At 39.3% G+C, this 25,833-nt stretch carries 25 protein-coding genes and 3 pseudogenes; 25 read left to right on the forward strand and 3 right to left on the reverse strand.

What is annotated here, in order from left to right; translation table 11 throughout:
- From JL57_RS18755 to rhuM, 4 genes and pseudogenes are all read left to right on the forward strand, one after another.
- A pseudogene (locus tag JL57_RS18755) lies at window positions 1-241 on the forward strand (hypothetical protein); the annotation flags it as partial.
- Between the two features lie 98 nt (window positions 242-339).
- Window positions 340-576 carry a hypothetical protein gene (locus JL57_RS18760; RefSeq protein ID WP_034143505.1) on the forward strand — a complete coding sequence of 79 codons (237 nt, stop codon included), beginning with the start codon at window positions 340-342 and terminating at the stop codon, window positions 574-576.
- 54 nt (window positions 577-630) lie between these two features.
- Window positions 631-990, forward strand: a complete 360-nt coding sequence (locus tag JL57_RS18765; protein WP_291300260.1) for a response regulator — start codon at window positions 631-633, stop codon at window positions 988-990.
- A 329-nt stretch (window positions 991-1,319) separates the two neighbouring features.
- Window positions 1,320-1,577 (forward strand): annotated as a pseudogene (gene rhuM / locus JL57_RS18770) (RhuM family protein); the annotation flags it as partial.
- A 376-nt stretch (window positions 1,578-1,953) separates the two neighbouring features.
- Here the strand turns inward: rhuM and JL57_RS18775 are convergent.
- Window positions 1,954-2,916 (reverse strand): PLP-dependent cysteine synthase family protein, encoded by a 963-nt coding sequence (locus JL57_RS18775; RefSeq protein WP_034143507.1) that lies wholly within the window; start codon window positions 2,914-2,916, stop codon window positions 1,954-1,956.
- Between the two features lie 90 nt (window positions 2,917-3,006).
- Between JL57_RS18775 and JL57_RS18780 the strand changes: the two genes are divergently transcribed.
- The 14 genes from JL57_RS18780 to JL57_RS34850 all read left to right on the forward strand — a co-directional run bounded on the left by JL57_RS18780 (window position 3,007) and on the right by JL57_RS34850 (window position 14,556).
- Window positions 3,007-3,564, forward strand: a complete 558-nt coding sequence (locus tag JL57_RS18780) for a helix-turn-helix domain-containing protein (RefSeq protein WP_034143508.1) — start codon at window positions 3,007-3,009, stop codon at window positions 3,562-3,564.
- A gap of 89 nt (window positions 3,565-3,653) precedes the next feature.
- Window positions 3,654-4,343: an aspartate/glutamate racemase family protein gene (locus tag JL57_RS18785; protein WP_034143509.1), complete on the forward strand. Its 690-nt coding sequence runs from the start codon at window positions 3,654-3,656 to the stop codon at window positions 4,341-4,343.
- A gap of 42 nt (window positions 4,344-4,385) precedes the next feature.
- Window positions 4,386-5,147 carry a VWA-like domain-containing protein gene (locus tag JL57_RS18790; protein WP_291300261.1) on the forward strand — a complete coding sequence of 254 codons (762 nt, stop codon included), beginning with the start codon at window positions 4,386-4,388 and terminating at the stop codon, window positions 5,145-5,147.
- Between the two features lie 101 nt (window positions 5,148-5,248).
- Window positions 5,249-5,617: a nucleotidyltransferase domain-containing protein gene (locus JL57_RS18795; protein ID WP_034143510.1), complete on the forward strand. Its 369-nt coding sequence runs from the start codon at window positions 5,249-5,251 to the stop codon at window positions 5,615-5,617.
- 263 nt (window positions 5,618-5,880) lie between these two features.
- Window positions 5,881-6,147: a hypothetical protein gene (locus JL57_RS18800; RefSeq protein WP_291300262.1), complete on the forward strand. Its 267-nt coding sequence runs from the start codon at window positions 5,881-5,883 to the stop codon at window positions 6,145-6,147.
- 41 nt (window positions 6,148-6,188) lie between these two features.
- Window positions 6,189-6,356 carry a hypothetical protein gene (locus JL57_RS34845; RefSeq protein WP_291300263.1) on the forward strand — a complete coding sequence of 56 codons (168 nt, stop codon included), beginning with the start codon at window positions 6,189-6,191 and terminating at the stop codon, window positions 6,354-6,356.
- A gap of 83 nt (window positions 6,357-6,439) precedes the next feature.
- Entirely contained in the window at window positions 6,440-6,634 is a 195-nt protein-coding gene (locus JL57_RS18805) for a hypothetical protein (RefSeq protein ID WP_291300264.1), read from the forward strand.
- Window positions 6,635-7,320: 686 nt separating this feature from the next.
- On the forward strand, window positions 7,321-7,998 hold the full coding sequence (locus tag JL57_RS18810; RefSeq protein WP_034143513.1) for a response regulator transcription factor: 678 nt from the start codon (window positions 7,321-7,323) through the stop codon (window positions 7,996-7,998).
- Window positions 7,991-9,040, forward strand: coding sequence for a cell wall metabolism sensor histidine kinase WalK (locus JL57_RS18815; protein WP_291300265.1), 1,050 nt, complete (start codon window positions 7,991-7,993; stop codon window positions 9,038-9,040). Before JL57_RS18810 ends, JL57_RS18815 begins: the two co-directional genes overlap by 8 nt.
- Before the next feature lie 237 nt (window positions 9,041-9,277).
- Window positions 9,278-10,144 carry a hypothetical protein gene (locus JL57_RS18820; protein WP_291300266.1) on the forward strand — a complete coding sequence of 289 codons (867 nt, stop codon included), beginning with the start codon at window positions 9,278-9,280 and terminating at the stop codon, window positions 10,142-10,144.
- Complete coding sequence (locus tag JL57_RS18825; protein WP_034143514.1) at window positions 10,144-11,043, forward strand: ABC transporter ATP-binding protein; 900 nt, start codon at window positions 10,144-10,146, stop codon at window positions 11,041-11,043. Before JL57_RS18820 ends, JL57_RS18825 begins: the two co-directional genes overlap by 1 nt.
- Window positions 11,044-11,060: 17 nt before the next feature.
- A complete protein-coding gene (locus tag JL57_RS18830) occupies window positions 11,061-11,900 on the forward strand; it encodes an ABC transporter permease (RefSeq protein WP_291300269.1) in 840 nt (279 codons plus the stop codon).
- Between the two features lie 154 nt (window positions 11,901-12,054).
- Window positions 12,055-12,543, forward strand: coding sequence for a CcdC family protein (locus JL57_RS18835; RefSeq protein WP_034143515.1), 489 nt, complete (start codon window positions 12,055-12,057; stop codon window positions 12,541-12,543).
- Window positions 12,544-12,921: 378 nt separating this feature from the next.
- The gene (locus JL57_RS34850; protein WP_291300267.1) at window positions 12,922-14,556 is read left to right on the forward strand and encodes a GGDEF domain-containing protein; all 1,635 of its coding nucleotides are present in this window, start codon (window positions 12,922-12,924) and stop codon (window positions 14,554-14,556) included.
- A 218-nt stretch (window positions 14,557-14,774) separates the two neighbouring features.
- On the opposite strand, the gene tlp is transcribed toward JL57_RS34850, so the two are convergent.
- Window positions 14,775-14,990, reverse strand: a complete 216-nt coding sequence (tlp, locus tag JL57_RS18845) for a small acid-soluble spore protein Tlp (RefSeq protein ID WP_034143516.1) — start codon at window positions 14,988-14,990, stop codon at window positions 14,775-14,777.
- Between the two features lie 402 nt (window positions 14,991-15,392).
- On the opposite strand from tlp, the gene JL57_RS18850 reads away from it, so the two are divergent.
- The 7 genes from JL57_RS18850 (at window position 15,393) to JL57_RS18885 (ending at window position 25,220) form a co-directional block, all read left to right on the forward strand.
- Window positions 15,393-15,971, forward strand: coding sequence for a hypothetical protein (locus JL57_RS18850; protein ID WP_034143517.1), 579 nt, complete (start codon window positions 15,393-15,395; stop codon window positions 15,969-15,971).
- 32 nt (window positions 15,972-16,003) lie between these two features.
- On the forward strand, window positions 16,004-17,608 hold the full coding sequence (locus JL57_RS18855) for a flotillin family protein (protein WP_291300268.1): 1,605 nt from the start codon (window positions 16,004-16,006) through the stop codon (window positions 17,606-17,608).
- Window positions 17,609-18,404: 796 nt separating this feature from the next.
- Complete coding sequence (locus JL57_RS18865; RefSeq protein WP_034143519.1) at window positions 18,405-19,562, forward strand: DUF4317 family protein; 1,158 nt, start codon at window positions 18,405-18,407, stop codon at window positions 19,560-19,562.
- A gap of 648 nt (window positions 19,563-20,210) precedes the next feature.
- Window positions 20,211-20,474, forward strand: coding sequence for a hypothetical protein (locus tag JL57_RS18870; protein ID WP_034143520.1), 264 nt, complete (start codon window positions 20,211-20,213; stop codon window positions 20,472-20,474).
- A 126-nt stretch (window positions 20,475-20,600) separates the two neighbouring features.
- Entirely contained in the window at window positions 20,601-22,433 is a 1,833-nt protein-coding gene (locus JL57_RS18875) for a UbiD family decarboxylase (RefSeq protein WP_034143521.1), read from the forward strand.
- Between the two features lie 116 nt (window positions 22,434-22,549).
- Window positions 22,550-22,840, forward strand: a complete 291-nt coding sequence (locus JL57_RS18880) for a cupin domain-containing protein (protein ID WP_366557053.1) — start codon at window positions 22,550-22,552, stop codon at window positions 22,838-22,840.
- 607 nt (window positions 22,841-23,447) lie between these two features.
- Entirely contained in the window at window positions 23,448-25,220 is a 1,773-nt protein-coding gene (locus JL57_RS18885) for a cell wall-binding repeat-containing protein (RefSeq protein ID WP_034143522.1), read from the forward strand.
- Between the two features lie 367 nt (window positions 25,221-25,587).
- Here JL57_RS18885 and JL57_RS34855 read toward each other — a convergent pair.
- A pseudogene (locus JL57_RS34855) lies at window positions 25,588-25,833 on the reverse strand (hypothetical protein); the annotation flags it as partial.

Below are 25,833 nucleotides of genomic sequence, written 5' to 3' on the forward strand. Positions count from 1 at the left end.
CCAAGAGACTGCAACGTATATTCGCCACCAAATGAAGCAAGCTGGAGTTACTACCCCTGTTTTCACGGATAGTGCAATCGGACTTATCCACTCAGAGACAAAGGGAATTCCTCGACTCATTAACACGATTTGTACTCATGCCCTGTATGAGGCTAAGCGAACAGGAAGTGAGGTCATTGAGGACGCTCACATTGGGCGTATTTTAGCGGATACTGAACGGCAACGTGGTACTGCTATGTAAAGGTTATCCACATTATCCCCAATATACACATTGATTAGCATGTGCGTGTTGGGGATTTTTCTTAATTTGCATGTGTTGTCGTTGCAATTCTACAGATCTTGGCATGTTGTCAGTACACTTCTTCCGCCATTGGCAGTGAGATTTACGCCGTCATTTTAGGTGAGAAGCGACAGGATAAAAGAGAATTACTAGAATTTGTTGACAAAATCGTGGATCATATTACGGTCATTGAAGGATTTATGCAGTTGAATACAGAAAGAAATACAATCGAAAATGAGATTAAGGAATTAAAGTCAACTATCTTAACCTTTATCGAGCAATTGAATAAAGAGTAGTCAATCATCTTAAAATCTGTGCAGCAAAGGTTAGGAGAGGGGATAAGGCTAGTTTTGAAAAAAGCGTTAGTTGTCGATGACAATGATGGAATCCGTCGTATGTTAACAGAGGTTCTAGCTAACGAATGTTATTCGGTCGACACAGCTTCCAACGGTTTGCAGGCTTTAGAAAGAATCCAAGAATGTATTCCATCAGTTGTTCTTTTGGATTCAAAAATGCCTGGTATAGGGGGCATAGAAGTTCTAACTGAAATCAACAACTTATATCCAGACTTAAACGTTATATTTATTTCTGCATATACAGACCAAAAGGACGTGAAAGTAGCACTAGAAAGTGGTTTAATAAAGCATTGCATAACAAAACCGTTCTCCTTAACTGACCTGATTGAACTTCTGCGCTCACTCAATATTTAACATTCTTTATTCATTAGCAGTAATGCAGTACGAACAAACGCGAAAAAGACCAGGGCATAACGCTCTGGTCACTTAAAATACTGCCAAGATTACATCTACAATATTTGGAGGATTTTCCTAGTAAAGCGGAATATACTGCTCTATTTCCTGTAGCTGTCATATTCAATTAAGTGGTTGGCTCACCCGTCAGTATTTTTATCGGGTAACCACAATGTAAAAACTGCCGGATAGTAAGGACTCTATTAATAACAACTTGTACCAAGAACCTTCATTTGTTGGCAGAAAGATTAAGGTTTATAATATGGAGCGTACAATCTGCGATATTATTTGTAACGATGTATCTTGATTATGCAGAAAGCCAGGCTGAGAGAAATATCCCGATGACAATGGAAGACTGGGCTAAGAAGCTAAACGCATTCCTGCAATTCAATGAAAAAGATATATTAGAGAACGCAGGAAACGTGACCGCTGCTATTGCTAAGGAATTTGCAGAGAGCGAGTTTGAAAAATACCGAATCATTCAGGATAGGCTTTTTCAGTCTGATTTTGATAGATTGACTGACAGTATTAAGGATGATGAAGAGTAAACAAAATGTCAGAAGATGCTTATTATAAATACATCCGAATTGTAGCCCCAAGGCACGTTGAAAGTTGTGTGCATTTGTCGAAATGAGTGACGAGTTATCGCGGGCGGTGGGTCCAGGGCTATTTACTGTGCTTTGGACATAGTGATCTTCCTGATTGTTGGAATTTCTCGATTGGTCTAGGTTTGATAATTTGGAAGTTAATAAATGATAGACCTTATTGCGGGCTATAATCCCGCCAAAGTGACTGATAATGATGGCTAGCTAAAATGACGTGAAGACATGAAAGATTAGGTACCACATTTGATGGGTTTAGTAATATAGGGCAGACTCCTAGGGCACTTCATATAAGGCGAATAGCGTGTTCCATTTTCTGTTATTAGGCATCATACAAATCTGTGCTTAAATATTTTAATCCTGAATCGTTTATTGTTAGTGCTATCGAATTATTTCTCTCAGCACCACTTAAAAGTTTAATTGCGGCAGCTACATTTGCCCCAGAAGAAAAACCTGCAAATACTCCTTCAGTTTTAGCTAAACTTCTTGCCATCTGAATTGCTTCTTCATTAGTAATACTTAAATAACTAGATACCAACTCTTTCTCTATGAACCCTAGTTCCATACAGTATCCACCGCCTTGTATCTTATGGTTTGGATTTGAAACTGGTTTACCAGCTAAAAAAGAAGCTGTTTCTGGTTCGACGACATAACATCTAATATCGGATTTGTGCCTTTTTAAAGTTTTTGCACAGCCAATAAATGTCCCTGCTGTTCCTACAAAATCCAAATATGCATCAATATCTCCGTCACATTGTTCCCACATTTCTTCTCCTGTGTGATACTCATGAGAATGAACGTTACCTATATGATGAAATTGGTCTGCTCTAAAGGCATTTTGTTCTTTAACAATTTTAATTGCTTCCTTTTCAACTAATGCTAAGTCCATACCAGACACCTGACCTATTGGTGACTCTGGGGCTTGGTCTATTAGCACCACTTGAGCACCTAAAGCTCTCATCATTCTAGCACGTTCAGGGGAATTTCCCTTTGACATAACAGCAATAAACTTATAGCCTTTAACAGCACATACAATAGCTAAACCTGTTCCCGTATTTCCACTTGTCAGTTCAACAACGGGTTGTCCTCTATGCAATTCTCCGTTTTTTTCTGCTTCTTCAATGATTTGTAAGGCAATTCTATCTTTCTTGCTAAAACCTGGGTTCAAATATTCGAGTTTGGCATATATTCTTCCTTTTACTCCATACTCCTTTACGAGACGACTCAAATTTACCATTGGTGTTTGCCCAATTGCCTCATGAGCACCACTCAGTAACTTTCTCATCCAATTTCCTCCTTATTCTTTTTGTGGTATAGTATTGTATAGTTTATTGTACCATGTGTATAATATAATACACAAGAAAGAGGATGCCTTGTGGATAATTTAAATTTAGTTATAGGGAATAATTTGAATAAGTATCGTAAGAATAAAGGGTTTAGTCTCGATAAAGTTGCTGAATTGTCAGGCGTAAGTAAAGGAATGTTAGGACAAATAGAAAGAGGGGAAACCAATCCATCCGTTTCTACCTTATGGAAAATTGCGAACGGTTTACATGTGTCTTTTACGTCACTACTTGAAACTGAACCTTCTGAATTAGTAATTATTAAGAAGGATAATAATAGTCCACTTACTGAAAGTGATAATAAGTATAAGGTATATCCGGTATTTCCCTTTGATTCTAATAAACGATTTGAAACTTTTGTGGCTGATTTAGAAGCTGGGTGTATTCATCCATCAGAAGCTCATGATAAGGGCGTAGAAGAATATATTCATGTGAGTAAGGGTTCATTTGAGTTAAAAATCAAAGATGCTAGTTATTTTTTAATGGAGGGAGATTCAATAAGGTTTCTCGCCGATAAAGCACATGAATATAAAAATCTTTCGGAGAGTTTGACTAAACTATATATAGTAATCTATTATTCTGAACCTTAAGAAAATCGTAAGAAGAGGGAATGCTCCGTTACTACCTTATCAAATATGTGACAACAGAACTTAGTTAAAATAAATTGGAGGGGAAATGGATGAAGACAATTGGTTTAATCGGAGGGATGAGTTGGGAATCGTCATCTGAATATTATCGCATTATTAATGAAGAAGTTAAGCAAAGGCTCGGAGGTTTGCATTCGGCAAAATGCATTCTTTATAGCGTAGACTTCGAGGAAATAGAGATCTGTCAAAGAAATGGTGATTGGGAAAAGGCTGCTCAAATTCTAACAGATGCTGCTCGAAGTCTTGAGTTAGCTGGGGCAGATTTTATTGTCATTTGCACGAATACTATGCACAAAGTGGCTAACGAGATTCAGTCAGCCATCGGAATCCTATTACTTCACATTGCAGATGTCACTGCACAACAGGTCCTTCTTAGTGGAATCAAAACTATTGGCCTTTTGGGAACACGATATACTATGGAACAGGATTTTTATAAATCACGTTTGGAGGCCCAAGGTATAAAGGTTTTAGTTCCGAAGGAAACAGATAGGGTAGTAGTAAATACAGTAATTTATGACGAACTATGCTTAGGACAGATCTTAGATAAATCTAGAGCTAGATATAAACGAATAATTCAGGATTTAATTGAGCAAGGTGCAAATGGAATCATTCTAGGTTGTACAGAAATTAGCCTATTAGTTAAACCTGAGGACTCGACTGTACCGTTATTTGATACAACATTACTTCACGCAAAAGGGGCTGTAAGCTTAGCGCTCGAATAATCTGGGTATTTTTCTACCGATCCCTGACGAGGTGTTCTGGACATGAGAACGTATCGAAAGCTGGCAACCTTAAGAGGAATCGGGCTTGGAGATTTGCTGGAAAAGAATGCGCCCGACTGGCGGTCTAGCGGGGATGGGGAAAGTCTTGATGATTTTTATCGCCGTTGTCTCAGTCAGGGACTTGCCTATCATGATGAACAAGGACGTGGAACGCTACCTGCAGGGTTAATAGAAGAGATCAGAGCTTTGAGTCAGCCGCCTGTGCCTTGGGATGTTGAACTGGCGCAATGGTTTGATCACTATTGCTCACCACTGGAAAAAGTGCGGTCTTATGCCCGTCCCAGTCGCCGCCAGTCATCAACTCCGGATATACCCCGTCCGCGGTGGATACCTGAAGCAGGATCTGAGGAAGGAAGAACTTACGGGGTTATTCTGGACACCTCAGGTTCCATGGATCGTTCCTTGCTGGCCAAAGCCTTGGGCGCTATTGCCAGCTACAGTATTTCCCGGGATGTACCCTTAGTAAGGGTGGTCTTTTGTGATGCGGCTACCTATGATCAAGGATATCTGCCATCTGAAGCCATCGCTGAAAGTGTTAAGATCAAAGGACGCGGAGGTACAATCCTGCAGCCCGGCATTGATCTGCTGGAGAAAGCGGAGGATTTCCTAAAAAATGGTCCGCTTTTGCTTATCACCGATGGCTATTGTGAGCCGCTTAGGATTCATCGGGATCACGCCTTCCTAATGCCGAAAGGGAATAACCTACCGTTTATACCCAGAGGAAAAGTATTTCGATTTAGTTAGGTGTGAAGTATATTACCTTTTTATACCATATTGTGATATAATAATTACGTTAGAATAATGAAAACTAACAAAACAATAGCATTGAGATCGGGGTGTTTTATATGGACGCTGCCGCAAGTAAAGAGCTTGAAACGATTAAGCAAGCCATTTTAGATACAGTTATAGTTAATGAAATATACTTGTTTGGTTCCTTTGTATATGGAACGCCTCATAATGAAAGTGACTTTGACATTTATGTGGTTATCCCCGATAATAGTATGCGCCCTATTGAAGCAATGAAAAAAATTGGTGGAGCGATCAGCCGGAAGGATATTCGGGCAGTAGACATTATTGTCGGCAAGGAAAGCGTATTTAATCAGCGCAAGCAACTTCTCACTATTGAAAGAACAATTTTCAGAGATGGGGTGAAGCTCTATGGACAAGAACGGCATAGTCAAAATCATGGTGTGATTTTGCAAAAGATGATTTGATAACCGCAAAATATTTATTGGGGTTGCATCCACTTAAACTTGAAATCATGGCAATGGAGAGCCCCAAAAACAATATGCCTATCCTGCAATAAATGTTTTTCTACGGAAGGCATCCAATAAGCCTAAGACTGGGTTCTACCCGTCCTGGGCTTTTGTTTTTTCTGAAATTATGGCCACCGGAAAGGAATGGGGCGTTCCCTCTTGCGGGTGTATAAGCATATCATATTACATATTGTTTACAATGCCTTATTCTTGCAGGAGGAATGAATTCAGCGATGCTTTTTGAACGTGAAGACTGGAAGTTATTCAGAAATATGGAGACATTGCCCCAAAAAGCAGGGGTGCCCAAAAGTAAACTGTCGATGCTGGTTTGTAAGGAATTAGCGGACTGGATACATGCGGCGGCTGTGAAATCGGTTATGAGGGCGGTTTTTTCTATGTCAAGGATCGCGGGCCCGGCCTGGATCCAAAGATTAGCCTTTACGTTCTTGAAAAAAGTAATGATATTAGAGATCCTGTCAGGAATTTGAACATCAGGACCTTAAATCAAATATTTAAAGGAGGCCGTAAAGTGAACATGGTGAAACCTGGAGAAAATGGCTTATCTGAGTTGCTCCAAGATAATGTAAGTCTCAGACTCATTGAACCGCATATATACACGGTCTATCAGAACACCGAAGTCGCTAATTCCTATGATACAGGGTTTGGGAATATATACGACTGGGTAGCGTGCAAATAATTTCATTAAATTTACTGCACTGCCTAGATGATATTAAAAACTTAATGATTGGATTAAAGAATGTCTTAGCAGAGGATGGCAAGATGTATTTTTCAACATTGGTTCATGGCAATCGTGTTGGTGACAGATATCTTAAGGCCTTGGGAAACGCGGGCAAATTAGTACCCAGAAACATAGACCAACTTCGAGCTGTCTTGGATGAACCTCATTTGTCCATAAGATACGATCTTTTTGGTAATATGGCGTTTATCAATTATGAAGAAAATAAGACCAGCTAAATGGGATAGGTGAAGTATGCGAAGACGCACCATATTCCACGGGTTTGAATTGTAAAAAGTAAAGATCTTGGATCAATGAAAGTTGATTCAAGATCTTTATTTATTGGACAAACGGTTAATTAAACCAGAGCAGAATACAACTTACTCCGTCTTATCAGTGATAGGCTGTCCCGCCAGCCCATATAGCATTAAATCACATAATTCTTTCCACAAATCCTTGTTGCTATTTTTCAGCATTTCAGGCTGCTGAAAAACTATATTTTGATACATTTTCAGATAAAGTATAGCCGCTTCAATAGAAAGCTCTCTGCGTATATACCCTTCCCTACGGTTTTAACGTTCTTACAAAAATCCTTCACTTGCAACATCCTTGATGTATTTATACTGTTTACGGATCAGCTTCTTGAACTGGGCATCGCGCAACAGGAGGAGCGGACCATCCCTGCCGCAAGACTACTATGGAACTCGAAAGTTGCCGATAAAGTATGATTTATTATAATAATGTAAAAATATAAAGTAATATTGGATTAACCGTATGATTTGGGCACATTCAAGTCACATTATTAAGTTACACTCCTCTTGAAACGGTAAATTTGAAAAAGGGATTTTAATGACTTAAGCTGTTGATTAGCTATGTTAGTGATAGTTGAACAATAAGCCTGTAATCTTTTGAAAGAGGTTTAACCATGTTTCAAATTTTGGTTGTCGAGGATAATAAAAGCTTACTTATGTTAATGAAAACTCGTTTGCAACAAGCGGGTTATAACGTTTTACAAGCTCAAAATGGTCAAGAAGCTCTCGAAATTCTTGAAGACCAACAAGTTGATTTAATGATTAGTGATATTATGATGCCGCTTATGGATGGTTTTGAACTTATTGAAAGCCTTAGAGAAGCAAATTTTAACCTGCCTATTCTAATGGTGACGGCTAAAGAGGGCTTTGAAGACAAGGAAAAAGGGTTTAGATTGGGTACAGACGATTATATGGTAAAGCCAATCGATATGAACGAGATGATTTTGAGAGTAGCAGCTCTGTTAAGACGGGCTAAAATTACCAATGAACATAAACTAGTTATAGGTGAAATCGTCCTGGACTATGACAATCTGAGCATAAATGGGCTAGACATTCAGATTGAATTGCCCAAAAAAGAGTTTCTGCTCCTTTTTAAATTGTTAAGCTATCCCAAGCGAATTTTCACAAGGCAGCAACTTATGTCTGAAATCTGGGGACTAGATACGGATATCGATGAACGAACGGTGGATAGTCACATTAAAAAGCTTCGTAAGAAGTTCGAAGACAGACCAGAGTTTAAAATCATTACGATTCGGGGACTTGGTTATAAGGCGGAGAAAATTCATGATTAATAAATTGTCGAACTCAATTCGTGCCAAAGGGACCTTGATTGCCATCGGAATCTTGTTTTTCTCATGTTTTGTATCTTTTGCCCTGATGACTAGTCTTTTCTTAGTGTTCCATGATGACCTGAGTGTCAGCGAAGCGCATGCAGTTTTTGGAAGTTTCATGTTCGTAACCCTGATCTTATGTGTAGCCTTAGGAGGTTCACTATTATACTTTGCCATTAGGAAGATTTCTGACCCAATCATTCGAATTAGCAATGCAGCAAAAGAGGTTGCTAAGGGTGATTTTTCAATGAAGATAGACTATAAGAGCAATGATGAAATAGGAATGTTGGCCCAGAATTTCAACTTAATGACGACAGAACTCGGTAATATGGAATATCTACGAAAAGATTTTATTAGCAGCGTATCCCATGAGTTAAAAACACCTATTTCGGCTATACAAGGCTTCGCCGAAATGCTCCAAGATAAGGATTTGTCAGAAGAAAATTTTCAAGCTTACACAAACATCATCATTGATGAGACTAAGAGATTAAGTCATTTAAGTTCAAATATGCTGCGACTTTCTAAGCTGGACCATCAATTCATCCCAGAGAGTATTAAACGGTTTTCCTTAGATGAGCAGATTCGGAGGACGATTGTTCTTCTCGAGGAAAAATGGTCTAAGAAAAACTTAGAACTAGACATAGATCTTGATGAAATGGTTTACATGGGTGACGAAGCCCTGATCCAACAGATTTGGTTGAACTTAATTGAGAATGCTATTAAATTCTCTGCTGAATCTGGAACTGTTTTTATTCAAGCTAAAAAAATTTCAAACACGGTCGTTGCCGAAATTAAGGATCAAGGTATTGGTATATCCAAAATCGATCAAGGACGAATCTTTGAAAAATTCTTTAAAGCTGATAAATCGCATTCCATAGAGGGTAGCGGTCTTGGTTTAGCAATCGTTAAGAAGATCGTGGAAATCTATGATGGAGAAATAAAGTTTAGCAGTGAAATGGGTCAAGGGACAACCTTTGTTGTTAAGTTGCCATTTAGAAATTAATAAAGAGGTCACATTGAGGACATATTCTTGATGTAAAAAGAGGAGGAGCGAACTAATATATGAAGGGATTTGATGGCATGAAACGAAAAATATTTACCTTGGCTTCACTAGCGCTTATGTTGGCACTTATTACGTTTGTAAAACCAGTGCAAACGTTAGCGTTTTGATGCTCTATCGATTTTCCGCGTCAACGATGTGAAAACACTTCAAATTACAATTGCGGACCTGCAAGAAGGAATGCAGACAATTTCTAATCTAAAAGAAGATTTCAAAGGAAAGAATTTTGAACACAACTCTCTTATTAACGTTGTTTCACAACCACAACATGAAGTAACAAAACTGAAAGAGGCTGAAGAGTTTGATGCTTTCAAACTTCGTTTGCCACGTGAATTAGCATCTCAAAAGCCTGAGATTTCAGCGATGGATTCTAGCAAAATGACGTTCACGTTAGATGTGGATGCTTTCAACGAACTGCTGAAAGCAGTTAAGAGTCCAAAACAGCTTTCCAGCAATCTAAACAATGTCGAAATGTCTATGGTATCTTCAGCTGCTGCCTACGCAAACTATGATGATGTCCTATTCTTAGCGACACAGAAATCCTATTTAGAAGCGCCCCAAGCTGCAAAAAAAGAATTACGAGATGTCATGTTAGATTTGCCGTTAATTCCTACGAATCTTCGCCAACAACTTGCTGAAATCGATGAAGATAGTTCTGATATCTATCTTCCTGTCCTAGTTGGTTTCGGAAGAGACGTCGATTTGGGTGGGAAAAATGGTTACATCTACACTTTGTCAGATTTAAAAGGATTTACTGATACTATTCCTCAAGATATGAAAGCACCAGGATCACATAGTACATCTCTTGAAGATTTAAAAGGTAAGTCGCAGGTCGCATTCATGGATGAAATGAGCCAAACATTCATTAACAAATACGGTGAAGAAAAATTTGCTGCAATGAAAGAAGCTCATAAAATGGCTACAGAAGAAATGCCCAATATGGAGAACGCTTCTGTGCTGATTTGGACCAAAGATGGCAATTTGTATGGCTTAATCGGTAATAAAACGGATGCTGAGCTTGCAAAAATCGCTAGGAGTGTTCGTTAATGATCATCGAAACCCATGCTCTTACTAAAAAGTATGGTACTAAAACGGCATGTGACCAAATCAACCTTTCAGTAGAAGCTGGGCAAGTCTATGGATTCCTTGGCCGTAACGGTGCTGGGAAAAGTACTTGTCTTAAGATGTTAACGGGTCTTGTATTTCCGACATCCGGAAGCGGCACAGTACTGGGTAGACCGCTTGGCGATGCTTCTGCGAGAGAAAAGATGGGTTACCTCCCTGAACTCTTCCGTTATCAAGATTGGATGACAGGTATAGATTTGCTAAATTTCCACGCCCAATTAATCAAATTGAATAATAAGAAGGATCAAATTGGCAGGGTTTTGAAGTTAGTAGGACTCGTTGGGCAAGAAAACTATAAAGTGGGTTCGTATAGTAAAGGGATGCAGCAACGCATAGGGTTAGCCTGTGCGTTGCTGCCTAATCCACAACTGATCTTTTTGGATGAACCAACATCTGCTCTGGATCCAATTGGTCGTAAAGATGTTAGAGACATTATTGTTGCTTTGAAAAATGAAGGAGCAACTGTCTTTCTAAACAGTCATCTTTTAAGCGAAGTGGAAGCAGTTTGCGACAGTGTTACATTTATTCACAAAGGTACCGTTGTTAAATCCGCACGGATGGACGAGTTACTAATGAATAAAATTTCTTTAACAATCCGGGCCAAGGGCATAACTGAAGATCTGTTTTCAAAGCTAAATATACAACACGAATCATTGCAAATACTAGCAGATGGCAGTTTAACCGTTTGTTTAAACGATTACGAGGAAATTCCTTCCCTCGCAGCTAGTCTTATCTCAAATGGTGTGACACTTTATGAGTTAACACCGCATCGAGAGACGCTTGAAACTGTGTTTATGCAGATTGTTGGGGAGGAGGGATAATCATCGGTGCAATATTAATCGCCACGCTTAATGAAGCCGTTCGTAAAAAAACGTTTATCGTCATGGGTATTGTCACCTTTTTGTACTTGGCATTTTGGACAATCATGCTTAATTATTTTCCCAACTCATCAATGACTCGTGGAATGGGAAATCAATTTAAGCCCTTTGCGATTCAAATGGTTACAAAAATGGGTTTTCAATTTTCTTCCATGTTGATTGCCCTGCTAACGATTATGCTTGGATCGGGTGCCATTGCGTCAGAACTAGAGTCAGGACTAATTCAAGGGGTTCTCGCTCGTCCGATTCACCGCTATCAGTATATTCTTGGCAAACTTGGCGGATTGGTCATTTTAGTTTGTACGTACGCAACGTTGCTTTTCTCATTAATTCTGGTCATCGGAGCCTTATTTGGGCTTAGCACGATAACTAGTCTAACATTCTCTCAAATTATTTCAGGATGGTTGCTATATCTTTTGCTGCCAGTCGCAGTACTTTGCCTAACCTTGTTTGGATCTGTGTCTTTAAAAGCAGTGTCCAATGGAATCTTAATGATCTTCATTTATATTTTAGGTAATGTGGGTGGAATGGTCGAGATGATTGGGCAGTACGTGAGTAACAACTCAGTCATTGGTACTGGAATTTTTATTAGCTTGGTTTCGCCGTTCCAAACGATTTATAACACCATGGAACGGGTCATGGTTCCGAATTCTGAGCTTGCAGCAAGTGCAATGTCTGCCGCCAGTTTATCAGGCAGTGGCAAACCAGCAAGTCTATGGATGTTTGTTTATATTGCCATTTACATGCTCGGGTTTGTAACGTTAGCGATACGAAAATTTTCTAGTAAAGATATCACTTAGAATAGGTCCTTAAGAACAATTGAACAATAGGAAGCCAGCTAGAAGAGCTTCCTCTCTTTAAGTCTACTAAAAAAATCTAACTCTTTGCTTAATTTGACAAAAGCATAGAGTTAGATTTTAATAGGTGTAAAACAGGACGATAGAAAGGTTAATTATGTTCACAAAACAGTTCTTAGTCATTGCATCAATTGTTGTGTCAGTGTTAATGGTTGTTGTCGTCAATCTGGTACGATTGAGAAACACAAAAAAACCAGCAGTAGAAAAAAAGATTATTTTTCCGCCATTGTTCATGGCTACTGGTGCAAGTATGTTTATCCTACCCATGTTTAGACCAACATTACCTGAACTGATAAGTTCCGTTGTAATGGGAATGCTTTTCTCGATCATCTTAATAAAAACGTCTAAATTTGAAATTCGGGACAACCAAATCTATCTCCACCGATCAAAGCTTTTTTTAGTAGCTTTGATAGGCCTAGTCGCTCTAAGAATGATCGGGAAAATTATCCTTGCTGAGACCATACATATCGATCCTGCCCAAATGAGCGGTATCTTCTTCATCTTGGCCTTTAGCATGATCCTACCCTGGCGTATTAGTATGTATATTGGGTTCAGGAAACTAAAAAGACAACTCGACAACGCATAATTCTCAATGAACTTACTCAAAGTGAAAGAGTAAATGCTAAATCTTAAACTCAGGCCTGGATGACGTTTACAAAAGCTCAAGAAGATCCTCAGGGTATCGGCATGCACTCCTTGGCGATCGCTATCGTATCATAAACAGGAGAGATTCGCTCCTTAAAAAGTTTGGTGAAGATATTTAATGCGTTGGTTGAGAAGATAGAAATTCTCATATCAACGCATTATGTCTTGAATATGAAGAGTGGGATGAGGGTAGAAGAGTGATAAAAGCAAACTTCATATCTAGAAAGAATTAATGTGAAATCTTACAAATAAGTATGGAAATATTTATGGGATGTGATATGATTCCGTAGTATGATTGTTTATCCTAGGAGGGTCACCGATGAATTTCATTTTTAAAAGCAAGCTGTTTAAACAATTGATTGCTGTAATTGGCTTGTTGATTAGCCTTGCTATCGGTATTCCGGGTGCTTTTACCCTGTTTTATATAACCCCTAATGTAGTGCAAGAGAAATACCATAAAGTAATGATCAATGATGTGGATTTTTTAGCTGATCGACTTGATTGGCTATTGGCTAAAAGTCTTGTCGATGTTGAATACTTATCTAATAAAATTACCTTATCCGATCCCTCAAAGTTAAATGAAGCAGCAAAAGCTTTAGATATATTCGTAAGTAGCAGTGCTATCTTTACCGGAGGAATTGTGACGGACAAGAACGGGATAATGCAACTATTCTATACTTCTCCTCAAGGTTTAATCGAGCTAAAACAGAAAAACGACATTAGTGACCGGGATTACATTCAATACCCACTGGCAAAAAATCAAAGTTATCTTTCCGATGTTATTATTACTGGCTCCAATCCATCTCCCGTGATATTTGTCAGTAGCGTAGTTATGCAAGCCACTCAACCTTCAGGAGTTTTGGCCCTGAGTGTCAACTTATGGAACGAAAATAATATCTTCCACTCCTTAGTGAACGGTTTTCAAGAAAAGAAACAAGGCGATATCTATGTTGTGGATGGGCAGGGGACAATAGTTTTCCATACGGATAGAAAGATAGTGGGTCGTAAAATCAATCCTGGTATTTTATCCCAAATTACAGAAACCAAAGAGGAACTGTTAATAAATGTATCTACTGAAAACGGAAATGTAGACATAGCCTTGAGTAAGTTGGAGAGAAATAACTGGGTAGTTGTCTGCGAAATGGATCACAAAAAAATATATTCCATGATTAAAAGCAGTAGGTATATGTTGGTTGGCACAATGGTACTGGTATTAATTCTAGGGTTACTAGCCAGTGGTATTTTTGCGAGAATAATCTTGAAACCATTGGAAGAAATTACCAACGCCACTGAGATGGTGGCCGAAGGAGACTTAACACAACGGATAAATAATAAAGGACACAATGATTTACGAAGAGTTATTCATAATTTTAACATTATGACTACTAATCTACAATTTCAGTATGATGAACTGGAAAAATTATCAATGCATGACTATCTAACAGGACTGGCAAATCGACGATATTTTGAGCAACAATTTCAGCTCGAGTTGGAGCGAGCGTTTCGTATTGGACATTTCTCTACTCTGCTGATCTTAGATATTGATGACTTTAAAAAAATTAATGATAAGTTTGGCCATTTGGAAGGTGATAAAGCCCTAAAGCTCTTAGCATTAACTTTAAAAGAACAAGTGCGAGAGGTGGATCTACCCGCTCGGTTTGGGGGTGAGGAGTTTTTGGTATTACTGCCGGAAACATCAATAGAGCAAGGGCAAATAGTGGCTGAAAAAATACGAGAGAAAATAAGCCAACTCAAGATCGCTAGTAGAAAGGGTAATATTAACTTTACTGTAAGCATTGGCATAGCTGGCACGGAACAGGAGGCTGATTTTAGATGTGCTTCCCTTGACCGAGCAGGGGATGAGTTTTTAATGCGAGCGGACGAGGCATTGTACAAAGCTAAAAGTATGGGTAAAAACAGAGTGGAAATTTGGAAGTCTTCCAAAGCTAAATAGATTTAATCCCTGAGTAGAGGATTGTATTTTTATATGTCTTTGAAATCCCCAGTTCTGTTCAGAAAATTTCAAAGCAAAATGTTGTTAAAATTTGAACAGGCAAGACCCTGCCTCAATGAAGTGCATTCAGTGAGGCGGGGTCTTCAGGTTCCCAGTATTCATAAATTAAAATAATATTGAGGCTGCTTGTAAATGGAACTCTAGATACATCACGGCTTTTAGTGTTGAGCTTCGTCTCTTTTTTCCGCTATGAAATAGTCAATACTTTCTTTGCGTCGATGATTTTTAGCTTCAATAGCTTGCTTCTCATCAGCTTTAATCTCATCTGCATGCTCATCAAGGTAATCCTCAGCCTCATGCAATTTGGCTATCGTGTGGTTAATATGCTCTTGCAGGTGTACCTCATTATCCGCCCGATTATCTGGTTTAGCCAATGTAATCCCTCCCTCTTCATTAATGGACTGCCTTTGTATGATGACCTAATTCGCATGATGCTATGCAAGTGGATATCCCTTGGAATGATACCATACTTAACCCAACTTCTATAAGTTTATAATTTACGCCAATTACTTGTAACCTTTTGCACCACGTTTATACTCTATATATCAGACAGTAGCCAGGAGGAATTAATTGAAATTATCCACCTTCTTTGGGCTGATTTAGTGTATTATAAGAGTATTCCTTACAGAATCACCAAAGGATGGAAGGGAGCTGAAGAAGTTAAGTGATTTTTTGGGGGGAACGCTTGAAATACTTAGAACGGACACTGTGCCACGTTCTGCAATCATTATAGCTGCAGCTGTAGAGTTTTAGGTAAACAAAGAAGGAGGGGTACCTTGAATATTGATACCTTGACGAGCATATTCAATGTATGTTTACTAACGGGGTTTGCTGTACCTATACTAAGTCTGTTAACAGGTGTATTCGGGTCAATATTCGATGTGGATTTTGACTTAGATACAGACCATGATTTTGATGGACTTGTCCCATTCAATTTAATGAGTACTTGTTTTGCTTTGATTGTTTTTGGGTCACTTGGAAGATTGTCTGTGCGATACATGATGAATACGCTATTCACAGTAGTAATTATTGCGTTGTTAGTGTTAGTATCATTTGTCGCTTATGTGGTGTTATACAAATATGTGATAGTTAAGTTAAAACGTAATAATCCTTTAGCAATCACGAGTGCTGACATAGTGGGGTCTGTAGGGAAATTAACGTTGAGGGTGACACAGGATAGTGATGGTGTTGTATCAGTGTTGGATAGTACCGGGGCAGCCATATCCTACAGGGCTAGGGTATGTGATTTCTATAAACTTGACGATACTGGTAGGATAGACCAAGGAACAGAAGTTGTAATCACAGGGGTTGATACGGTTGCAAATATTTATTATGTGCACCCGTTATACGAATAAATAAATGAAGTGGAGTGAGTGGAGTGGATTTTATGTTTAGTTCGGTCTTTGGGGTTGTAGGGATAATCTTGTTAGGTCTTATTTTGATCATCGTGGCGGTGTTGAGCACTTGGAAGAAGATACCATCAGACAAAGCGGCTGTCATTGTAGGGTTAGGCAAGCCTAAGGTAGTAACTGGTGGTGGTACTATGGTAATCCCGATTATTCAGAGAATGGATGTCATTACACTAGAGAACATTATGTTTCCTGTCGAAATCAGACAAACTAAGACGGCATTAGGGGTACCACTTAATGCAGAGGGCATTGTTGTAATTAAGGTTAAGAATGATCAAAATAGCATTTTAGCAGCGGTACAACAGTTTAACTCTGCAAAAGAAGAGCAAACATTAACGACAATCAGAACCCAGGCATCTGAAATATGTAAAGGTAAGCTTCGTGAAATTGTATCATCCATGAGTGTCGAGGATATCTACAATGATAGGGAAAGTTTTTCAGCTAAAGTACAGCAGGTAGCAGGAACCGAACTGGGTGAAATGGGTCTTGAGCTCAAGTCATTCACGATCAATGACATCACGGATGATGAAGGATACATTGAGGCTCTAGGTAAAGAACAAATCGCCAAGGTTAAATCGTCAGCAGCTATTGCTGAAGCTGAAGCGGCTAAAGAACGTGAAATTCGTACGGCAGACGCTCTTCGAGAACAGCAAATTAAAACGGCAGAGGCTCGTAGACTTGGTAAACAGGCAGAGTTGGGGGCTGAGGCTCAAATTGCTGAGGCAGAAAAAGATAAAGAGTTAAAAATACTTTCGTACAAGAGAGACCAAGAAACACAGAAAGCCGTAGCGGATGCGGCCTATCAAATTCAGAGTAACATTACATCTAAGGAAGTTAAGAATACTGAAATGGATGCGCTTGTGCTTGAAAAACAACGGGATAAGGAAGTAGCTGAAGCGCAAGTACAGGTACTAATCATCACTGAAGAGAAAAACATTGAGCTTGCTAAGAAGAGGGCTGAAAGAAAAGAAGCTGAGCTATCAGAGACAGTTGTTAAGCCTGCGGAAGCGGCTAGACAAAAACAACAATTAGAGGCAGAAGGGAAAAAGTATGAGCAAGTTAAAGCTGCTGAAGCCGAGTCGGAAAAACTCCGCTTAGAGGGTGAGGCTCAGGCTAGTGTCATTGAGGCTGTGGGTAAAGCGGAAGCTGGCGCCATAAGGGCGAAGGGGTTAGCGGAAGCTGATGCACTTGCGGAGAAAGCCGAAGCACTTGCAAAAATGAACGAGGCTGGTAAACTCCAGATGGTTATTGAGAAACTTCCTGAAATCGCTAGAGCAGTTGCTGAGCCTCTATCTAGAATTGATAAAATCACAATCATTGGTGGCGGTGGCGGTTCAGATGGAACATCTGAAGTAGCGAGGTACACCGTGGGAGCACTAAAGACAGTGACTGAGGCACTAAATGAAACGATTGGATTCGACCTTATGGATGTAATGAAGGCCAATACATTCGACGCCAAGACAACCAAGAACATCAACATTGACGTAAAGGGTTTGCCAGAGGGTCTGGGATTAAGCAACGAGACTATAAGCGCTGCTGTAGATACAATAGTGGACGATACTAAGACAAAAACTAAAGCTTAACAATTAAGTAATAAAAAGTAGTGCACCTAGAGTATTTAGGCGCACTACTTTTATTACTGAATACTGTTGTATGCAATAATGAGTTATTCACTGAGATAAATACTAGATGCTTTAAAGACTGAGATAAGTAATGATCAATTAAAGTGCTAATGATGAACCCCTTGGACACAATATGTCCGAGGGGTAAATGACTCTTTTAGTGCATTTTAATACTTATGCCCAATTCTTGGTTTAATGAGATTTGAACAATCATTACAGATACTCCAGCAGGATTCCTCAGTAATTGTAATATCATCTAGCTCATTGGTATAAGAGTATTCACAACACATCAACTCAGTCTTTTTTTCTTCACCACAAACATCGCAATAGGAGCACGTTAGTATTAAATTCTTGAGCAACATTATGATCCACTCCTCTCAATGAATAAAAACCGTGTGTTAGTTAAAGTATATGACGGAAATTCAAATATGAGTATACTGAATATTTAGAAAATTTAACCTGCAAGGCTTAATCTCGTGATTGAAACACGGGTGAATTGTTACTACTCTCTGGAGCGCCATTTTACCAGAACGTATTGTACGGTCTGGTTTTCTATTTCTCATGGATTACTTCTGTATATGGAAGGAAAAGAAGAATACATGGCGAATATTGTATACTTAGCATAGAATCTGTAGGTATCGCTCGAATTATCAGTCATTGGGTTATACAGATTAACACAAGCTGACAGTGTTTTAAATTATTTTTACTAAAGAGGCGGGAGAGTTCTGCCTACGATTGATAAAAGGGAGATAGATGCATGAACAAGGAAGATATTGCCGGCATCCGCAGAGAACTAAAAATCAACAACTCAAAATTGAAAATGCAAGAAATTTGCAGCTATTATATTAAACATGAAAGCAAGGATATTCTATGTTCAGAGGAATTATACTTTGATATGATGGACGAGGAAAGAAAAGAATTGTATTTAAAAAACTTTAAAAAGGTATTGTCAGGGAAGATTGATTCTAAAATATTTGAGTTAGAGTTCAAAGACAATAAACTGGGGGAAAATATAACTCAAAAGCACATGTTTCATACTTTGCGTACAAAGAATTTTAGAGAAGCGACATTAACAATTGTGAATAAAATTATTGAAGAAACGTGTGAGAACTATGAGAAGGATTTTATGATCAGCTTTGTACGGGGAGAGACCTATAAACCAGTTGGGAAGAAAAATAACGAACTTGAAGATGGTGCCGAAGCCTATACTATGGAATTTTTCATTGGTAGTATCTGTCCTATTATTATTCCTAAAAAGTTGCTTAAATTTGATTTTGAAGATAGAGAGTTCAAAACCAATCTCCCTATGAACGTTACTATTAATACAGACGCTCCTATTGAAGGCTTTATGTTTCCTTCATTTAGTGACAATGCAGCAGAGACTGATAAGGTTGTTTATTTTACTAAAAATGATAATAAGCCCAATCCGTTGTTTGTTGAAAACGTGCTAGATTGTGAATTTAAATCAACAGCGAAGGCTGACAAAGAGCGTTTTCTCGAAGTTGTTCGAGATATTGTAGGAACGGAAATTGAACCTGAAGTTGTTTCGCGCATTTATGAGGAACTTGGTCGCCGGCTTGACGTAGAGGCTGAAAGTGGAGAAGTTTCTATGATAGGTTTGAAAGATATGGAGAGAATTTTAGAAAATAGCGGAATTAATACCGCAGATAAGTTTAGATCCTCGTTTCTGGGAATTATGGGTGGGGAGAACTACGAGTTTAAAGCATCGAGTATTACCCCTAATTATGCAACGAAGTCGATTAAAATTGACAATAACACAGCGGTGATTTCGATCGGTCCACAAGATCTAAAAAACGTTAAGCAAGTAACCAAGGATGGAATACGATATTTGATGATTCGAATTGATGACACTGCCACGCTTGAAGGCTTTGATTTGGTAACTGAGAAATTTTAACCCAGTAGAGGCTCAGCTAATTCGGCTGAGCCTAATTTAATACCCGGACATGGGCAAGTAGTCCAAATAAATATCACTGCAACGTTTTTTCCACTCCTAGTGGCCGCGTTCAAGGATTGAGAGATTTTATTAGAATACAAGGCCCAAAGCAATAAGCATAAGAATAGCCACAACTACGATAGCAATACCACAACCAAATATTATCATCTACACATCCTCCTTTTCCATTATATTACATAATATTCTGGGCCTTTCGATCTGACACAAATAGATATCTAATAGGCTAAATGAAATTCCCAAGGCATCAAACCAAAAGGGTTACTTATCCGGTTGTACCGGTTGTAACCCTTGGAGCCATAAATGGAAAGAGTACCCGTCGGCCTGACATTAGCAGCAACGAGTACTCTTTTTTTGGTTTTATTTACTACTTATTATAAGCTTGTGTAATCATAGTTTCAAGAGGAGTTTGCTGAATATACAGAATACTTAGTAAATAGTTATAATACGCAGCTCAGGGAGCCCATGATCGTAATGAACTCCACTTGACGTAATTGGTGGAAGATGATACAAATGAGACATTGTTTGTTATATGTTGGGAAGACGATTACTTTAAGGTTCGCCGTGATAGGATTCGCAGGGGGAAGCTATATGAACGAGGATGTTGCTATTATTGAGGGAGTTTACGACAGCGTTTTACCTGGAGTGCCAGCATCTCTTCACAGATTGGGAAGGAAGGTCTGGCTTAGGGATATTGAAGTTGGGGCTAAGGGGAAACTATTATTTTATGAAGATGGAGTCTGCAAAATTACTAACCTTAGTCGAATTACTAATATCATTAAAACTTCGAGCAGTTTAGAAATATATACTCAAACGAGTATCTATAAGCTCAGGCTTTTGCCTAGAGAACCCTAAATCGATGGAAAGCTTCATTGAAGTAATACTTGTCCCATAGGTTTTGCGTTATAATAAGAAGCTTGATGAGAGAGAACACTAGACTGGGGATAATTAAACTACTATTAGGAATGGGTGTAGTGAAGAATGTATCATAATCTAGAAGAATGTATTCTCGATTTGGAAAAAGCCGGTCAATTGGTGCGGATCCGTGAAGAAGTCGACCCTAACCTTGAGATGGCAGCCATACACATGAGAGTCAATGCCGCTGGCGGTCCTACACTGTTATTCGAAAATGTAAAAGGTTCGAATTTTCGTGCGGTATCTAATTTATTCGGTAACCTAGAGAGAAGTAAGTTTATTTTTCGGAATACATTAAGGGCGACACAGGACGTAATTGCCTTACGCAATGATCCAATGAAGGCATTGAAAAATCCGTTTAAACATTTCAGTACAGGATTGGCAGCTTCAAAGGCCCTGCCTTGGAAAAAAGCAAATCAGAACTTGACAGGTTTCAAGGAAATACAAATTTCTGACCTTCCGCTTATTCGCCATTGGCCAGATGATGGAGGGGCGTTTATAACTTTGCCTCAAGTTTATACAGAAGACCCCGAAAAGCCTGGGATTATGAACAGCAATTTGGGCATGTACCGTGTTCAGCTTAGCGGTAACGAGTATGAAATAAATAAAGAAATTGGTTTGCATTATCAAATTCACCGTGGGATTGGAATTCACCAAGAGAAGGCGAAAAAGCTTGATGTTCCGTTAAAGGTGAGTATATTTATTGGAGGTCCTCCTGCTCATACCCTGGCAGCGATCATGCCATTACCAGAAGGTCTAAGTGAAATGACGTTTGCTGGTTTGATTGCTGGACGTCGTTTTCGTTATAGCTATGTTGATGGTTATTGCATTAGTCTTGATGCTGATTTTGTAATTACCGGTGAAGTCCATCCAGGTGAAACAAAGCCAGAAGGTCCTTTTGGTGATCACCTAGGCTACTATAGTCTTATTCATCCTTTTCCTTTGATGAAGGTGCATAAAGTATTTGCCAAGCCCAACGCGATCTGGCCGTTTACAGTTGTTGGTCGTCCCCCTCAGGAAGATACTGCTTTCGGCGATCTCATCCATGAGTTAACAGGTGATGCGATAAAACAGGAAATTCCTGGTGTGAAAGAAGTCCATGCTCTAGATGTTGCGGGTGTTCACCCCTTGCTATTCGCGATCGGAAGCGAACGCTACACGCCGTATCAAAACGTCAAACAACCGGCTGAGCTTCTCACCATCGCTAACCGCATCTTAGGAACAGGACATGTAAGTCTCGCTAAATATTTATTTATCACGGCCGAAGAGAATCAACCCTTAGATACCCATCGAGAAGTAGAATTCCTAACCTATATACTCGAACGAATCGATCTGCATCGTGACATTCATTTTCAAACGAATACAACCATCGATACCCTGGATTATTCGGGAACGGGGTTAAATACAGGTAGCAAAGTGGTTATTGCCGCCTATGGTGACCCAAAAAGAGACTTATGTAGATCAGTCCCAGACCAGTTGAAGGATTTAAGAGCCTTTAAAAATCCGCGTTTAGTGATGCCTGGGATTGTCGCCATCGAGGGACCTGAATTTTCAAGTTATCAGCAAGCACAAAAGGAATTAGACGAGTTAAGCTCGACTATTCAGACAAAGGGTGATATGCCGACTTGTCCAATGCTAATCCTTTGTGATGACAGTCCGTTTATAAGTGGTTCTCTGCATAACTTTTTATGGGCGACGTTTACGCGAAGTAATCCTTCACATGATATTTATGGGGTTAATAGTTATTATGAAAACAAGCACTGGGCCTGTGACAATATGATGATCGATGCCCGAACCAAACCGCACCATGCACCGCCACTAATTCCTGATCCGTCAATTGAAAAGAACATCGAGCGGTTATTTGCAAAAGGAGCGAGCTTAGGTGAAGTAAGTCTGTAAGTGGAAGGGATTTAGCAAGTAATCAAGAATTAATGTGTAGCACAACACTCAGTTCATTTCTAAGGGAGGCCTAACGCCGAGGATGATACTGGGGTATTTTGGGAGGTTGAAAGAATATGATAGTAAGTCATGTACGTGACGTTTTAGGAACACGCGTTGACAATGACCAAATCAAAAATGCCGTCAAGAAAGTACTCATTTCCCCAACCCAAGGGTGGGAAGGCTATGTTATGCGAGAATTCGAGCTAGGTCAAGGCGGTTATACTCCTCGCCACACTCACCCTTGGCCGCACATAATTTACATTCTCGAAGGAGAGGGGACTTTGTATTTGGACGGACAGGATTATCCGCTGGAAGCAGGCTCATCCGCTGGAAGCAGGCTCATTTGCATTTGCACCCAGCAATAAGTTGCATCAATTCATAAATACGGGTAGTGGTAGATTTACTTTCATTTGCATTGTGCCTGAAGAAGGAGATAAGTAGTTTCCAATTCCTCATTAAAGACCTTATTAGCGACACCCGAAAGTATAGTAAGCTTAAATTAACCCGGCTGACCCACTAAAAGTTGGTATCTGCCGGGTTAATTTAGGTTAGCTGTCTCCTTAAGACCTAACATTTACTACGGTTTTTTGGGCTGCTTTGGCTTCTTCTTAGGATTTTTATCCCCCATCTGATTCACTCCTTATACATGAGATATATTTCTAGATAGCAAAAAAGATTCCTGTTGAAACAGTGACAGTTTTAAATCGGCCAGGTTTATTATCTTGGATATTTAGGAGAGTCTTAGCAGGATATCGAGGAAAATGTGGAAGCTCCTTTCATTGTAACAAAGGTGAAATTTCTCATTGATATTCATACAGAAGTTTTGATTCTGAGATAATGTTTCGGTATTCGTTTAAATGGGACACTTTTGTTAATTAAAAGTAAGTAAATATGATGCTCGTTCCGACATGCTTCACTTCTTCAAGATGAGATAATTATCCAGTTATGACATTTGAAGGAGTGTAGTCTTAGATGAAGAGAAAGATAATTGCCTTAATCTTAATCTCATGTAGCTGTATATCTGTAGGAACACCAGCCTTTGCTGCTACTAATAATCCAAGTTCAGCTACTAACTCACCACAAATTGTTAGCATTAATAGGCTTTCCGGACATACAAGTTATGAGACTGCTAGGGTTATTTCTGAGTATTATTGCAACGATAAGGTTAAAAACGTAGTCCTTTCAACAGGCAATGAATTTGCAGATGCTTTATCTGCAAGTGTCCTAGCCCATGAAAAAGAAGCCCCTTTACTATTAGTTGATTCTTCTATTGAAAGTTCTAACGATGCTTTTGAATATGTCATTCACCATCTTGATTCAACTGGAACGGTTTATATCATAGGCGGAGCTGGAATAATAGGCACTGAATTCGAGACTAAATTAAATGACCTTGGATTTACAAATGTTGTTAGAATTGCAGGCCTGGACAGGTATGATACATCTTATAAGATAGCCACTTCACTCAAGGATACCACTACTTTTTCCACAGTTGTGATAGCCTCTGGAGAACAATATCCTGATGCTTTAAGTATCTCAAGTATTGCTGCAAATAAAGGCTGGCCGATACTGTTAACCCCTCACGATGCACTCCCTCAAGAAATTAAGAATTTTTTAGGGGAAAGAAAACCTGCGAAAGTATACATAACGGGGGGAGTAGGCGCGATCACAGATAAAGTGAAATCCGAAATAAGTAGTTTGTTACCACAGAGTAGTGTCGAACGGTTGACTGGAGAATCTCGGTTTGATACGAATGTTATGATTGCAGAAACCTTCGCTCCGGATCCATCAACAGTATATCTAGCCACAGGTTATGGTTTTGCTGATGCTTTGGCAGGTAGTGCTGTGGCAGCCAAAAATGGAGATCCTATTATCTTTATAGACCCTACAGTACCAACGTTACCAAAATCAGTCGCCAGTTACTTTGGGAAACTTTATGCGCAAAATTTGTGTCCAAACTTAGTGTTGTTTGGGGGCAGTGGAATTGTAACAGATGAGATAATAAATAGTTCAAGAAGCTTGATTTTAGGAACAGTGAAAGAAACTAGTATTTATTCTATAGCCGATCTAACTGCAACAGTTCTTCAAAGTGAAGACTATTCTTTTCCTACAACAATTCAAGCTAAACTTTACAACAGTGATACTATTGATGTGCCTGTTAAGTGGAACTCCAAGTTAGTCGATACCAGCAGTTTAGGGTCAAGTGTTTATGATGGAGTCGTTGACGGATATAGCAAAGCAATCAAACTGAACCTTACGGTTAAAGAACCCATCGTTGACACCGTGACGAGCTCAGGATTAATCGCTCAGTACTCTACTCACTTTGACGCTACCTTGGTCAAACGCACGGGGAACATTCGCCTTGCTGCAAAGGCTCTCGATGGAAAACTATTAGCACCTGGAGAACGGTTCTCCTTCAATGAAAGTGTCGGAGAACGAACTGCGAAAGCAGGTTATCAAGAGGCTCTGATCATCGTAGGAAACAAGTTCACCCCAGGGCTGGGCGGCGGAGTCTGCCAAGTTTCGTCCAATCTTTATAATGTAGTTCTTCTTGCCAATTTGGAAATTTTAGAAAGACATCGTCATTCCTTGCCCGTTGATTATGTGCCTCCCGGGCAGGATGCAACTGTAAGCTTTCCCATTCTCGATTTTAGATTCAGAAATAGTACAGACGCTTATCTCCTAATCCGTTGTAATGTAGAAGGGAATACCTTAACCTTTCAGTTGTATAGAAAGGCAGAGAAATGATCGTAGATGTCCATTTACCATTTACAGTATATGATCCCCTTCGAGGCAAATTTCTGAACCAATTATTTGGTTCTCTTTTTTTTGACTTACCAAGCAAATGTCCGGAAGTTGCTTTTCCTGCAAAATAGTTTTCTGAACATTATTGACAACTCTGAAAATTAAGACTTTGTGATATATGGTACTAAGTGCTTAATTCAGTGATATACTATAATAGCCTCTCGGAATTCAAGGGGTGGGAACGGCGGATATATGGAAAATGAGCTGGAAATTCGCGATAAACGAGGGTAATTCTTAAGACAGAAAAGGATTTTTAATAATGGGTATAGCAAACAAACGTCACAGTGCCCTTTTTAAAAACTAAAAAACGTTAAGCAGTCTGAGGAAAAATCCATGATTTAAGATCCTTGAAGCTCTCCTTCTGATGAGAAAACCAAGCATCCATGTGCTGACAGATCATAATGGCATAAATGCGAACGTACCACACTTTCGTGGAACGATGTCGTCCAGATTCCAGCTTGTAGTCGATCTTCTCTCGTTTATTGGAGCGTTCAATGGATGTTCGGCGTTTGTAAATGACCTTCCACTTTTCCGAGTCGCGAGGAGTCTTGGTAAA

The sequence above is a fragment of the Desulfosporosinus sp. BICA1-9 genome (assembly GCF_000802135.1).